Origin of the sequence: Flavobacterium notoginsengisoli (assembly GCF_042686225.1) — a bacterium.
GTDB classification, from domain to species: Bacteria; Bacteroidota; Bacteroidia; order Flavobacteriales; family Flavobacteriaceae; genus Flavobacterium; species Flavobacterium notoginsengisoli.
On the sequence record NZ_JBHUOT010000001.1, the window covers coordinates 212638 to 227306 of the forward strand.

The 14669-nt window shown below is 34.4% G+C and carries 11 protein-coding genes, 1 tRNA gene and 2 pseudogenes; 9 read left to right on the plus strand and 5 right to left on the minus strand.

What is annotated here, in order from left to right; all coding sequences use genetic code 11:
* The first annotated feature begins 14 nt into the window (after nt 1–14).
* The 5 genes and pseudogenes from ACFS3A_RS00695 to ACFS3A_RS00715 form a co-directional block, all read left to right on the plus strand.
* Nucleotides 15–146 (plus strand): hypothetical protein, encoded by a 132-nt coding sequence (locus ACFS3A_RS00695; RefSeq protein WP_379823251.1) that lies wholly within the window; start codon nt 15–17, stop codon nt 144–146.
* Nucleotides 147–356: 210 nt separating this feature from the next.
* A pseudogene (locus tag ACFS3A_RS00700) lies at nt 357–1181 on the plus strand (RHS repeat domain-containing protein); the annotation flags it as partial.
* 1 nt (nt 1182) lies between these two features.
* A complete protein-coding gene (locus tag ACFS3A_RS00705; RefSeq protein ID WP_379823253.1) occupies nt 1183–1737 on the plus strand; it encodes a hypothetical protein in 555 nt (184 codons plus the stop codon).
* Between the two features lie 241 nt (nt 1738–1978).
* The gene (locus ACFS3A_RS00710) at nt 1979–2638 is read left to right on the plus strand and encodes an IS1 family transposase (protein WP_379823255.1); all 660 of its coding nucleotides are present in this window, start codon (nt 1979–1981) and stop codon (nt 2636–2638) included.
* 100 nt (nt 2639–2738) lie between these two features.
* A pseudogene (locus ACFS3A_RS00715) lies at nt 2739–2909 on the plus strand (RHS repeat-associated core domain-containing protein); the annotation flags it as partial.
* A 54-nt stretch (nt 2910–2963) separates the two neighbouring features.
* Here ACFS3A_RS00715 and ACFS3A_RS00720 read toward each other — a convergent pair.
* From ACFS3A_RS00720 to ACFS3A_RS00740, 5 genes are all read right to left on the minus strand, one after another.
* Nucleotides 2964–4127: an IS3 family transposase gene (locus ACFS3A_RS00720; protein ID WP_379823257.1), complete on the minus strand. Its 1164-nt coding sequence runs from the start codon at nt 4125–4127 to the stop codon at nt 2964–2966.
* Nucleotides 4128–4866: 739 nt separating this feature from the next.
* Complete coding sequence (locus ACFS3A_RS00725; protein ID WP_379823259.1) at nt 4867–5265, minus strand: hypothetical protein; 399 nt, start codon at nt 5263–5265, stop codon at nt 4867–4869.
* 10 nt (nt 5266–5275) lie between these two features.
* The gene (locus tag ACFS3A_RS26755; protein ID WP_449267441.1) at nt 5276–6907 is read right to left on the minus strand and encodes a ferredoxin; all 1632 of its coding nucleotides are present in this window, start codon (nt 6905–6907) and stop codon (nt 5276–5278) included.
* Between the two features lie 424 nt (nt 6908–7331).
* Complete coding sequence (locus ACFS3A_RS00735; protein WP_379823262.1) at nt 7332–8648, minus strand: site-specific integrase; 1317 nt, start codon at nt 8646–8648, stop codon at nt 7332–7334.
* Between the two features lie 281 nt (nt 8649–8929).
* Nucleotides 8930–9014, minus strand: a tRNA-Ser gene (locus ACFS3A_RS00740).
* A gap of 396 nt (nt 9015–9410) precedes the next feature.
* Here ACFS3A_RS00740 and ACFS3A_RS00745 point away from each other — a divergent pair.
* The 4 genes from ACFS3A_RS00745 (at nt 9411) to ACFS3A_RS00760 (ending at nt 14392) form a co-directional block, all read left to right on the plus strand.
* Nucleotides 9411–9824 carry a hypothetical protein gene (locus tag ACFS3A_RS00745; protein WP_379823264.1) on the plus strand — a complete coding sequence of 138 codons (414 nt, stop codon included), beginning with the start codon at nt 9411–9413 and terminating at the stop codon, nt 9822–9824.
* A 7-nt stretch (nt 9825–9831) separates the two neighbouring features.
* Nucleotides 9832–10932: a hypothetical protein gene (locus ACFS3A_RS00750; RefSeq protein ID WP_379823265.1), complete on the plus strand. Its 1101-nt coding sequence runs from the start codon at nt 9832–9834 to the stop codon at nt 10930–10932.
* Between the two features lie 116 nt (nt 10933–11048).
* Complete coding sequence (locus tag ACFS3A_RS00755) at nt 11049–13286, plus strand: S8 family serine peptidase (protein ID WP_379823266.1); 2238 nt, start codon at nt 11049–11051, stop codon at nt 13284–13286.
* Between the two features lie 17 nt (nt 13287–13303).
* On the plus strand, nt 13304–14392 hold the full coding sequence (locus ACFS3A_RS00760; RefSeq protein ID WP_379823268.1) for a hypothetical protein: 1089 nt from the start codon (nt 13304–13306) through the stop codon (nt 14390–14392).
* Nucleotides 14393–14669 lie beyond the last annotated feature (277 nt).

Below are 14669 nucleotides of genomic sequence, written 5' to 3' on the forward strand. Positions count from 1 at the left end.
TAATTTTTTAAATTATGGCACTTAAAACAGGACCAAAAAGAATAGCAGATTCAACAGGAAAACCAGACCAACGTCAGCGTGATAACAAAGGTACGCCTGGAAATACACCATCGTTGAAACCATCCAAAAATTCTCCTAAAAAGTAAAATTTCAATTATCCGAATAGACGGATTTTAAAGCAGATGCATTATAAACCTATCATTGATTTGATAGGTTTTTTTTATGCCATATAGTTAGGAATTTCGTAAGATTACTTCTATTTTCGTCACGGAAAGTAAGTTCTTTGAATTATATAACGATTGGCTAACCGCACTAATTATCATTAAGGAAATTTTGTAAATCCTTATAAGTATAAGTACAATGGAAAGGAGCTTCAAGATGATAATATTGGCGGGAATCAGTTAAATGTTTATGATTATGGGGCAAGAAATTATGACCCAGCTTTAGGAAGATGGTTTAATGTCGATCCAAAAGCAGATAAATATAAAAACATGGGACCTTATGTTTATGTAGGAAATACTCCAATAAATGCTATTGATCCTGATGGAAAAGAAATTATTTTCATCGTAAGGGATAATAAGGGAAATACTATTGATCAGCTAAAGTATAGAAAAGGTAATTTTTGGCATCAAGATGGAAGTAGATATAACCCTGGAAAAGAGAGCTTGAGTCCAACTTTGTATAAAGTTTTAGCTTCTTATAGAAAAATAGAAAGTTCAGGTGACAAAACTTTAATTAGGAAGCTCAAACAATTAGAAATTAGCAGTAAATTACATTATGTTGAACATGGTGTTAAAAGTGTGGTTGGTGAATATGACTACTATACTGATCCTAAAGAATTAAAGAAATTAGTTGGAAAAGGAATAGGAGTAGGTAGTCTTACTTATTATAATTTTTCAAAGGAACAGATAAAACAGTTAGAAGAAAGTACAGGTGTTCCAAGTTCTCATTATACCACTGTGGCACATGAAATTCAACATCAGTATGATTACGATCAGGGAAATAACTGGGACTCACAAAATGTTGAAGCTAGCTCTGAATCCCCAGCAGAAATTAGAGCAGTATTCTTTGAAAATCTAGCACGACAATCAGATAAAAAACTAAAAAATTTTTTAAGAATCAGATACGGAAAAGAGATAATTCAAAAATCAAAACTAGAGAATCCACCTAATAATAACTAATATGAATAAAATTAAAATATTTTTTTTACTAGTATTTATTTTTTGCTCTTCATGTAATAAAGAAAAGCAAAAATTTAGTCCTGAAATTGTTGAAATAATTTCAAATGAAAATCCAAAATATCCTTCCGTTTTTGCAACAGTATTATTTTTTGGTAAAACTAAAAATGATGAAATTATTATTTTGTATGTTCAAGAATTAAGAAGGATACACAAAATGAAATATAAGACTTTAGATTTTAGAGATTTTGTTGATAGTGTTTTTAATGAGAAAATCACTATTGATTGTCAGGATGAGAGTTATTGTTTCGGTATTGACCCTCATGTAGAAGATATATATATAAATAAAAGTTTTGATGATTTTAAGAAAAAATTTTGTGATATAAGTGATTCAAAAATAATAATGTTAAAAAAGAATATTTCAAAAAAGCAATTTAATTCAATTAATTATTTCTTTTTCAGGAATAATTATTTGTCTTACTTTGATGATAACACAGGAAGATGGTATTTTATAAGTACTACAGATGTAATTAAGAATTTGGGTAGTGTATCAGATTAGGTGTTTTTGGTAATGTATCAGATGTGTTGGTGGTTAATTATTGCATCTAACATCTACAGATTATCGGTAGTGTTACAGATTAGGTGTTTTGATAATATATCCATGTAACTAACTGAAAAAGAATATTAAAATTAAATTATTGAATAGAAAAAGAGACGACCATCAGGTCGTCTCTTTCGTTTTTTGTCTTTTAATAAGCCTTTGAATGCTTTTGCCTTACCTTAGTGTTTCAAATTAGGTCATGAAAATAAAATGTAATTTTTGCAATGGTAAATGCATAAAGAATGGATTTCAATCTAACGGTAATCAGCGTTATAAATGTACTATTTGTCAAAAACGACAGCAGACTTACTATAGGTACAATGCTTACAACGGAGATATCAATAAGGAGATAGTGCTGTTCACCAAAGAAGGTTTAGGAATAAGAAGCACGGCAAGAGTATTAAAAATATCAGCAACAACGTTATTGAAAAGAATTGTCTCCATTGCGAGAAATATAACCAGACCAATTGTCAGCAGAGGCAAAACTTACGAAGTAGATGAACTGTGTACTTATATCAGACACAAGAAAAATTATATCTGGCTGGTTTATGCTTTGGAAAAGAATTCTAAAAATGTGGTGAGTTTTAATGTAGGCAAACGAACTAATAAAACTCTGAATCGTGTTTTGGAAACTCTGAAATTGGCAGAAGCAAAAAAGATATTTACGGACAGACTTAAAAACTACAGATATCTGGTTGGCGAGAAGCTGCATTCTGTCAAGCGTTTCGGAACTAATCATATTGAAAGGAAGAATCTGACGCTCAGAACTCATCTGAAAAGACTCAACCGCAGGACAATCTGCTTCAGTAAAAGTCTGGTTATTTTTACTGCTGTTTTGAAGATTTATTTTTGGATTTGAGCAATTAAACAGTAAGTTTATCCTTCAAAATCATGTTCTTAAAATTTTTGTATTTAACAGGTAAAAACTTGTAAAAAAAGTCGTAAACCCTTATACGTATAAGTACAATGGCAAAGAATTGCAAGATGAGCTGGGACTTAACTTCTATGACTATGGAGCAAGGAATTATGACCCTGCTTTAGGAAGATGGATGAATATTGACCCATTGGCTGAAATTTCAAGAAGAAATTCCCCATATACTTATGCTCTTAATAATCCTGTCTATTTATAGGGGGGAAGATGGATTTTAAAGAAGCGGATGGAAGCGACAAGTAACTTCATCTAATCATAAGATATTAAATTGATTGTGAAACTCTTTCATTGTCATATTTCCAAGTGCTGAATGCCTTCTCACTGTATTGTAGAAATTTTCAATATAGTTACTGATTGACTTTCTGGCTTGTTTTACGTTTTTATAATTATGCCGGTATACCAGTTCTGTTTTCAGTGTTTTGAAAAAACTCTCGGCGACAGCATTATCGTAGCAGTTTCCTTTCCTGCTCATGCTCTGCTTGATCTGGATGTTTTTTGATAATGCGGACAGAAAGATTCTGCAGGAATATTGGATTCCCCTGTCAGAATGAAATATGAGGGTCTGGTCTGAAGCTAAAGGTCGGTTCAGCAGGGCTTTTCTTAAAGCCGCGAAGCTGGTGTCTATTGCTTTCAGAGTTTCGCTTAATGACCAGCCTATAACTTTTCGGTCAAACAGGTCTATAACTGTAGTGAGATATGCCCATCTTTCTGCTGTTCTGATGTAGGTGATGTCCGAGACCCATGCCTGATTTTGTCTACTCACCTTGAAATCCTGATTTAATAAATTTTCTGCAGCAGTATATCTTGGGGAGGAGAGGGTGGTTCTTTTGAATTTTAGTTTAGCAATCCAGTGCAGCTGCTGCTCGGCCATAATCTTTCTGACTAGGGAAGGACATGCTTTTATGCCCAGAGAGGCCAATTCTCTGGATATTCTCAGACTGCCGTATCTGCCTTCGCTCCATTGGTAGATTCTTGATATTTCTGATGTTATAAAAATTCTGCGTTCCGTCCTGTTGGTGGCAAGCCCTTTAAGCCACTTGTAATAGCAGCTGGGATCTACCTGAAAAGCCCTGCACATCTTTCCAACGGGGAATCTGCCGGTATTTTCTCTTATAAACTGGTAAATGGCACGTCTACCAAGATGGAAAAGCCCTGAGCCTTCTTTTAAAATATCCCGTTCCAGCCGTATGTTTTTGAGTTCCTTCTGAAGTTGGACTATTTCATTTCTGTTCAAATCCGGAACTGAGGACTGATGCAGGGTTAGCTTTCCGTTCCGGAAGAGGTTTTTCCAGTGTTGCAGGCTGTTTTTGTTGATCTTAAGTTTATTGGCGGCCAGACGCACGCTTTTATGTTCCATGCAGGTCTTGACGGCCCAGATTTTAAAGTCAATGCTGTATTTCTTTCTGCTGTTTTCCATCCTGTCATAAGTTAAGTTCGTTATTCTGCTAAAAGGCATTGAAAATCATAACGTAAATTTTTTAACTTTTTAAACGGTTTTGTCAGAATTCGCCTTAGCTGTTTGTGGCAGAAAAAGTATGCATTCCAAAACAAAAGTGCCACGATTCTGCCATAGAGATTTTGGGCGGTTTTAAAAAATATGAAAAGCAATACAAATGAAAAAAGCCTGCGAATCTTACGATTTGCAGGCTTTACCACGTTTTTTGAGGGTTTTTGAAAAGATTGAAAAACTTTCGTTTTGGCTTCTTTTACCCTTTTTGTGGGGAGAGCAGTATAGGAACCTTTGAGTAAACATTAAAAATGTTAGCTTTTTACTTTAATTGGGACTGGATAAATTGTGACTTGAACAGTTAATTTTGAGTTTTCTTCACTATGTGGTCTACAGTAAAAAAAAAAATCGATTTTACATAAATTAGCTATCTGGTTCGATTATTGAAATTGTCCTTTTGAACTATATCAAGTAATTCCTGTATGCTCGTATTTATCTTTAAAATGGATATTTTACTTGATCAAAACAATATTTATATCTTTATCATTATTGCTTGAGTTTTCGAAGGGAGCAATTTAACTTTGACAGCTGGAAAAGATATATATCGCAATCGTTGGCTGATTTATTTTCAATGCTAAATTTAGCTTAAAACATTATAGGCGAAAGGACCCCAAATAAGGAGTCTTCGCTTTATATATTGTAAATTAAATTATTCAATTTCAAAACTAGATTCAACTAAAATATACTCTTTTGAACCGTTAGTTTTTTTAACGAAAATTATAACAAATTTGTTAAGTTCTTCATATAGGTTGTAGTCATTTAACTTAGGGAGCTTGCTTTTATTATAAAAGATGGAAGAGCGTATAAATTTTTTAAGACAGATTACTTTTGCTTTTGACTTAGGCCCATTTATATTTCTTATTTTTGTAAAGTAGAAATTACCTGAACTTGTCCCGCTTGCATCTTTTATGTAAAGATGTTTAGGAATTTCAACATAGGTTTTAATGTATTTATTATCGTATTTAAAATAAATTGTATCTTTTGATTCCTGTTGTGCCTTTATGCTAATTGAAATTAGAAAGGCGGTTATAAGTAAATAAGTTTTCATAAATAGAATTTTATTTGCAAGGTGTGTTTTTAGTAAGCATTGGAACTCTGGATGCAAGAGCCTCTATAGATGCTTTTTTATCAGCTGGTAAATCTTTCCAAGCCTTAACATCTGCATCTTTTAGACCGCCCCATGCTAATGCGTTATAAAATGCATCACTTGGTTTTTCACCGTAATAATTAGTATAATTTTTATAGTCATCTGGAAAAGCACTTTCGTGAAATTCTTTCAATGCTTTAGCCATGCTTGAAAGATAAAGATCGGCCATTGCACTATGCTGGTTTCCATATGCCTCATAAGTACTTTTGAAGTCTAAGACGCCATTTGGAGTTGGGATTTTTGTATTTAGTTTTCTAAAAATGTCGGCATGAATATATTCATGCAAAATTGTACGTGCAACATCCAAAGCACTGCTTCCTTGTGCCATACTATTGTTTATTTCAATATATATTGTTTTGTTTTTAGGCGGTAGAGTTCTTCCGTTAATTTCTCTTGTTGCACCATTCTTTACTCCATACACGTGATCTTTCGAACTTAGTATAATATCAAATTCAGATTTGCCTTTAAAATTACTTAATAGTTTTTCAACAAAGGAGTTTCCTTTTTGATTTAGTAAAGCGTTGAGACACTTTTCTTTGCCTTTAAGATTGTCAATAATCTGATATATTAAAGGAAAATTCAAGGTGCCACCGTTAAGATAGATAAATCTTATATTGCTCCAGCTTAAATCAAAGATTGGATTAGTATATCCGTTTATTATCGTTACGCCGCCCAGATGAATTCCTCCGCTGCAGCCACCTTCCTCGGTAAGACTGCCCTCTAGATGTGTTGTAATCTCACAGTCAGATGTTGGATAAGCAACAGAAGTTAGAATCCATCCGCACATGATTTGCTCATCATTAAGAAAAGATTGATTGTTTTGATTAACAGAACCTGATACAAGTTTGGAAGCGTCAGAGGAGCATGCACCAACTCTGCACGAGTAAGGAAGATCTATTCCATGTTCTTCTGCTGAATCAAGTATAGTCATGTCACTTGGACACTCGATATTTTCCTCTCCTGAGGGTGTATTCAGTTTTACTTTGTATGTGCTCATCGCTTTTGACGTAATGGAGCCTGCTATTTTGGCTGATGAAATATTAATACTGGATTTCAGATCATCTTTCGAATTGTTTTCATAGTATATGAATTTATTTAAAATATGTTGAACTTCATCTTGACCATTAATGAAATCTAAAATTGCATTTTTACGAAGAGTATAGCTGATTTTTTGAGCATCTTGATCTTTAAATTTGTTTGAAAGATTTTTACGGCTTACTTCCATCATTTTAAATACAAGCAGTTCGCTGTTTTTCTTAGAGAGCTTATGATCTTGTTTTTTTAAGATACTTAAATTTATTAACTTCTCTTCTTTTGGACTTATTATGTTTTTACTTTCTTCAAGTATATTATTTTCTATATTATCTAATGCTTTGTTGAACATTGCAATGGAATTGCTGAGATCATGAAGCGTATTATGATTCGGTTCTTCAATGGAGTTACTGTATTCTACAGCATTTTTCTCGCTGTCGCAACTTAATGTAAGAGATAAAAGTATTAAAACTGCAGCTGCAAGTTTTAATGATGATGTAATTTTTTTCATTTAATTTTAAAAGGATTATATGGGATTTTAATTTAATTTAGAAATCTAATCATTCACATCTTAATAGTTTGACACCGAGTTGGTATGTCTCCTTACCAAATGCATTAGAAAAAAAATCTATCAGTATTAGATGAAGATGATTATTGTTTTATTTTGTAGGTTTATTTTGCAAAAGTATATCAAAATAATTGCATTAAACATTAAAATAACATTAGAATTTTAAGTTTATTCTCACGGTATTTGATTTTCAATATATTGTCTTGAAATCTATTTTATGAAAACATCGTTTCATTTTTACTGTTGTAAAACAGGTTGTTGGAATTTCGACAAGTTTTCGAAAGATAAATCCGAAGTACTTAAAAAAACTGCTCCAAAATATATAAGACAGACTTTTTTAGCTGTTAAGGCTTTTAAATATTGCAATTCAATGATTAAAATGCGAACTGCTATATCTCTTTTTGATTTCCTGAATTTCTTTTTCGAGCCTGTTCAAACTGTCCATATCTTCAGGAGAAACTTGTGGATTTGTCAGATTTAACTTTTTATTCAGCAGTGACATTTCCCTGCCTATAGTAGTCTGCTCTGTTATGGCATAAGCTTCTGTCTGCTTGACAGAAGAATGTCCAAGCAGTTCTTTTACTACATTGATGGGAACGTTATTGTTTAAAGTCACCGTGCTTCCAAATGTGCGGCGAGCCATATGGGTGTTAAGGGTAAATGAGAAGCCGCATAGTGTAGCAATTTCTTTAAGGTAGCCGTTCATCTTCTGATTGGAATAAACCGGCAGCAGGGTTCCGCGCTTAATGCACACAGTATGATCTCTATATTTCTCAAGAATTTTTAAAGCTTGTGGCAGAAGCGGAATCTTTGCCGTTGAATTTGTTTTCTGTCTTTCAGAGATAATCCAGGGATTTCCGTCCACGCCGTCTTTGATATCGGCGCTTGTGAGCTGATAGGCATCAATGTATGCAAGTCCGGTGTAGCACTGGAATACAAATATATCCCGTACAATACTGAGTCTTTCTATTGAAAACTGATGCGTTTCCAGTTCTGCTAATTCTTTTGCAGAGATAGGCTTCTTTACAATTTTAGTTTTCCGTCCTTTAAAATTCTTAAAAGGATCTTTTATAATGATCTCCTTGTCAATTGCACGTATGACAATTTTTTTAAAGTTGGCAATGTACTTGAGGGTTGTGTTGTTACTGCACTTACGGACAGATCTGAGATAAAACTCAAAATCTTTTACGAATTCAAGATCTAGATCGGCAAATTCAAAATCATCAGCATTATATTTGAATTTTATAAAAGAGGACACATGATTTTTGGTTATGTTAAACCTTTCCAGAGTAGCACCTGTATATCCATTGCCAATGAGAGCTTTCAATTCATCATTATGTTTTTGAAATTCTTCAAGCACTTTTATTCTCGGCGTTATTCTTCCCATTACATGATCCATGATTTTCTGGGAAGTCACCGGTTTTCCGCTGTAGAGTATCTCTGTTTTGATATCATGGATTTTCGTTGTGAGTGAGTCCAGAAAAAAATTAAGGGACTTTGCGTCTTCTTTTGTACCGACGGCTCTTTCATTTTTCTGGTTCCAGCGCTCAATATCCCACTGGCGTCTGGTAGATGCTTCTTTCGGAATTCCGTCAATGGTTATCCTGAAATAGACACTTCTAATTTTACTCTCATTGCGGGGCACTTTCAGATAGAAAATTAACCCAAAGCTGTTCTCTAGCATAATTCAACTTATTAGATTAGTAAATGTAGAATTATAACGTGATTTAAACAAGATGTAAACGTGCTTAACCCCTTTTTTTACGGGAGCTAAAGGCTTTTTTTGTGGCGCACCGCTGATTTTTTGCTCTGCGCCACGAGTGCGCCACAAAACTTTTGTGCGGTTTTGAAAATATTGAAAATGCATATAAAAGAAAAAACCCTGCAAATCGTTTGATTTGCAGGGTTTTCCGTGAATTTTGGCCTTTTTTGTAAACTTTGAAAAGTCTCTTTTTAAGCTCTCAGCGGAGGAAGAGGGATTCGAACCCCCGGACCTGTTACAGTCAACAGTTTTCAAGACTGCCGCATTCGACCGCTCTGCCATTCCTCCAGTAAGACGCAACAACATTTATCGTTTGCGGGTGCAAATATAGTATGTTTTTTCGATTTTAGAAATTTTTTTTAGATTATTTACAAAAGATATATGTGCTATTTCGAATATGGAATTTTAATCGCTATTGAATCTTTTTTATGTAAGTTAATATTTATTTTTTTAAAGAAAAGCCTTTTATTATTTAATGAATATTTATAGTTTTTTCTTTATGTACAATATTTTTACCTTATAGTAAAAATATATAAATTTTTTAATATTACTGATTAATGTTTTTTAATTATAATATGTTCTTTTTTAGTGTTTTGTGATTTAAATCAGGTGTAAATACCTACTTTCTTGTGATTTGTTTCTTTTAATTTTGGATTGATTTAATAATTAAAAACAAAAATAAATATGGCAAATCAAGAATTTCACAGAGTAAGTGTCGTATCGGAAAATTTTGATGCAGAGATATTGGATGCACTCGAAAAAAGGAACGTTTCTATTTCAATAAAATGGAGTTCCGGAGGACCAATAAGAATTCATAAGATTAATTGGAAACTAAATTCAGGATCTTGGAATATGGCAATTAAATATGTGGTAAACAGTACCTCAGGGAATGAGCTTTTTAATCTAGGGACTTTTGACCTAGGTGCAAATTTAACTATTAAAGTTAAAATTGAGCCTTTCGCAAATATACAACAAGCTATTTGTATGGTAGTACAGACTAATCCAGGAGTAATAATTGAAAGAGAACCTAGGCTTGGTCTTAAGTCCCTTACAAATGGAGAGTTGTGGAATATTGACTTATCGGCTGACATTAAATAAAATTACTATGATAAAAAAACTACTATTTATTTCTTGTGTTCTCACTAATGCTTTGATGTTAGCACAAGGTGATATTAAAGGGAGTTCGTCTTTTAGCATGATGTCTTCCTCAATGCCAAAGCCAGAGCTTTTTGATGAGATTAGTTTTGGAGGTTTTGATCTTATATCCGCCAGTCTCAAGTATTCAAAAGATAATACTTTACAAAAAATTGTATTTTCACCATTTAAACTGGTTAAAACTGATATAAATGATACTTTAGATAAATTAAAAATTTCTCAAATTTTTATCGACAGTAAAATAAATTTTGCTCAAAAAGATGGGATTTCAACTTTTGGGATTGCTCTGGGATTTGATAGCACTAATCCTTTTGGACCATTTAGGAGTCGAATTAAAAGTAAATTTGATTCAATGCCTATAGCAGAAGCTGAGCGTGAGCAGAATGAAGGAGAGACTAAGGCTCAATATGAACAATACAAAGCAGAACGGCAAAAAATAATTGACCAGCAAAGAATAAATTATTTTAAAGATATTGCGAAAAATGGAGTTGCATTTAACATTGGGTATAACGTTTCTTTTTTTGAAATTTTAGGTGGAGATAAAGTGCTTAATGATGAAGGAATAATTACTAATAAATATGCCGTTAAAGCATATAGTTTGTCTTCGGATATTAGTTATTCACTTTATTATGATCTCATTTTTACGGGCGGAGTTGCATATCAACGTAAGCGTAAATCAGCCGAAGAAAATCAGAAACTAATCAATTACTATGGGTTAAATGCATCAGTAAGTTTTAGAGCAATTAAATTCCTATCTGAGGATGAATTACTTAATAAATCAGATCAGAATTATGTGAAAGATTTTTTCATCCCCTCTATACTGATAGGTGTATCTTTTGAATATCTTAAAGCTAATGGTGATATGTTGTACTATGAAAATGATATAAAAAAGCAGACAATAACTATGCCTTTTTTAGATTTTAAGATAAGTCCGACAAATCAGTTTCGCCTTGGTTTTCCAATTAAGAGATATCAATCAGTGAGTGAAACTCAAATTGGACTAGGTACCTTTGTACAATACAATATAAGTTTGGCTGATAAAAGTAAGTAGAAAAAATGGTGAAATAGTAGGGTTAAACTAAACTATAGAGATAGCTAGACCAATGGAAATTTCAAGAAGACTAATTATTTAAAACAGTAAATTAGCTCAAATTAACAACTTAGATAATGACAAAGAAAAAAATTATTGCCTATTATATTAATGAGGCCGAACGGGATTATATTTATAAATATTTAGAAGTCAAAAAAGTAACCGATAGTTTTCTTATCGGGGATATTGATGAAAATGGAGAAAAGGATTTAGTAGATTTTGGTATTATCCTAAGGAGTATTGAAAGACTTCATGATGAACAATTTTATAAAGAAGACTTATTCCTGTATAGAACATTTTTTAGTGATTGGGACTATTCCACAGAACGGTGGCGGGATTATTTTAACATCAAGGCAATTTTTCCGGCTTATTTTTCACTAAGAATTTTAGGGCCACTGCTTGAAGAGTACAGTGACTATTTAAATATAAATGGTATTGCTATAACGGAGTTTCGCTACCCTGATTTATATGTGGTTCGGATTGAAAGTCAGGAAGTTTTTGCGACGCTCAGGGATTCCGATTTTATTGAAAATATTATCCCCATTACCATTTGGAGTACCCCTTTGACACTTCTTTACAAGTTTAGAGAAAAAGGGTCTGATGATTTGAAAAAACTAGGAAAGCAAATGTTGACCTACGATGTCCTTTTACACAGGGAGGAAGATATGGAGGAATTTTTATCATTTTTAGAACAAAGGAATATTGCTGTTGCGGGTCATGACGGGATAAAAGTCAGAATATATTTACTGGAGTCTGAACCAATTATGTTTTCTATTATTGATCATTCTTCTGTAAGGGAAATGTATGAATATATTCCGCCTAAACTTCACAATGATAAAGCAAAGGAAATTATAGGCCTGCATGGTGCTGCTGTTCTTCCCAGTACATTTCCGTATTATGGTGCAGGACAGCTCATCGGGATAGCTGACACAGGAATTGATGCCAAACATGGAGATTTTACTGGCAGGATAAAGCATATGCAGGACTGGGGAGGTTTGGGCACAGGTGTCGATACAGATGGGCACGGTACTCATGTCGCAGGAACTGTACTTGGTGACGGGGCCCATTCAGCGGGTGTTTATGCAGGTGCGGCGCCAAAATCAGATCTTTATTTTCAATCACTGCTTAACAATCTGGGAGATATTACAATCCCTTTTAACCTAAAGGATCTTTTTAATCAGGCCTATAAAGACGGAGTTAGGATACATAACAACAGCTGGGGTTCTTCAACTAATTCCCGTATTACTGCTCAGGCTATAGAAGTAGATGAATTTGTTTACGAAAAAAAGGACATGCTTTTAGTCTTTTCTGCAGGCAATGAGGGAAAGTCAGTTGGCGCATCAAATTCAGCAGTAGGATATCCTGGTCTTTTAAGTATTGGAGCACCGGGTACTGCCAAGAACATACTTACTGTTGGATCAAGCAGAAGTTCAAGAACAAGCTGGGGATATTCCACCTTTACCTATAGTACTATGTGGCCATACAACTTTCATCCATCCCATTATTACGGAGGTCAGAATGTTTCAGGAGATTCTGATTCTCTTGCCGGATTCAGTAGCAGGGGGCCATCAGATGATTATCGAATAAAACCTGATATTGTTGCCCCAAGCACAGATATAGTCAGTGCAAGATCTGCCCAGAGTAGTCCATCGAATTTCTGGACGGCACATCCCTCTAACAATCAATATGCTATTATGGGAGGCACCAGTATGGCTGCGCCTCTGGTGACGGGCTGTGCGGCCATTATAAGGGAATACTACGAGAAAAAGTGGAATCATCAACCAAGTGCTGCTCTTTTAAAGGCGACTATTATCAATGGTGCAAAAAAGCTCAAAGGAACTGATGCCTGTATCAATCATCCAACGGGACCTAATTTTGATCAGGGCTTTGGTATGATTGATATGCAAAATAGTATCCCACTGGAGCCAGAGAATTTCTTTTTTCATTATGTGGATAATTATCTTGAGCCAACAGAGCATCTAATTACCGGAAAAAAATCCTTAGTGACTATTGAACTTAGATCCCTGGGCTGGATCAGGGTATGTCTGGCATACACGGATTTACCTGCCCGTGCGCTGCAGAACGATCTGAACCTGATAGTAGACTATGCTAATCCTGTCAAAAAGTGGTTGGGAAATGAGGATGCGTATTCCTTTTTGAAAGGATTGGACAGCAGGAATAACGTAGAGCGTGTCATTATCGAAGACGCGCCCGCGGGTCGTTACAATATTTCTGTAATAGGAAGTAATATTATAAAAGGGGCTCAGGATTTTGCGCTTATTATTACCGCTTCATCCGATACCATAATTGTCTAACTAAAAAGTAATTTAAAATGCTAAAACTACATGTTATCCAAGCAGCTTTCGGGGATGCACTGCTGATGGAATATGGCACACCTTCGAAATATATTTTAATAGACGGAGGTCCAAGGGACATCTTTGAAGGTTCACTGCGTCCTGAAATCGATAGAATAATTAAAAATGGTGAACTTGAAGCATTGATTGTCAGTCATGTTGATATGGATCATATCAAGGGTATACTAGATCTTTTTATTGAATTAAGGCGCCAGACAGACGCAGGAGAACCACACTTTATTGCCATCAAAAAACTTTGGCTAAACAGTTTTAACAAAACAGTTGACCTTACCCAGGAGATTGAGACCAGACTAGAGGGAGTGCAAAGCAGTTCTGCAAATGCTTTAGTGCAGATGAAAGGTACTCAAATTGCATTAATGGGTGTAAAAGAAGGATTTCAGTTAACGCGCTTGGCCGGTATGCTTGGTATTCCTCTAAATACAGACGCTCATGATGGAGTGTTCACTGTTGACTCAAGCCAGCAAGATATCAGTTTTGGCGAGCTTACTTTTACTATTGTAGGTCCTACGCAAGCAAATCTAGATGCTTTAAGAGTAGAATGGCTTACGTGGCTCAAAAAGCGAGAGCAGGAAATTGCAGATGGAAAGTTTAACGTGCTCTCCTTTAGTGATAGAAGTATTCCTAATCTTAGCAGTCTTATGTTCCTAGTAAAAGATAGTGGGAAGAGTATTCTTTTTACTGGTGATGGGAGAGGGGATCATTTGCTTGAGGGTTTAAAAATGAAAAATCTCTTAATAAACGATAGAATGCATGTAAATATCTTTAAGGTGCCCCATCATGGCAGTGACCGAAACAGCAATAGAATGCTTTTTGAAAACATTACGGCCGATACCTACGTCATCTCAGCAGATGGAAAAAATGGGAATCCCGACATCGCTACCCTTATATGGATTGTAGAATCGGCCAAAGCTGAGGAAAGGCAGATCAGAATCGTGGTTACTAATGAGACAATCACAACAAAAAAACTGATTGCTGATTATCCTATGCATCAATGGAATTACACAATGGACTATATTGAGCAGGGCAAAATGTCAATAACTCTTTAGAATTAAGACCGCGCTTTATTAGTTGTTTTCGATAATTTTGTGTGATATTTTGGTATAAAGTTTCGAGCCTAAGGCCATAAAACTTTGATTTTTTTACAAAATTTAGATAGGTTAAAAATCTGTAAATCACCTAAACTTTCTATGGCAAAATTGTGGAAATTCCAATAGTATTATGAGTCTTATTTGGGATTTTATTTATATTTCTAATTGCATCCGCACTGTGGACGCAATTAGAAATATAAGAAAGAATTGGATTTATTCATTTTGTCGATTGCTG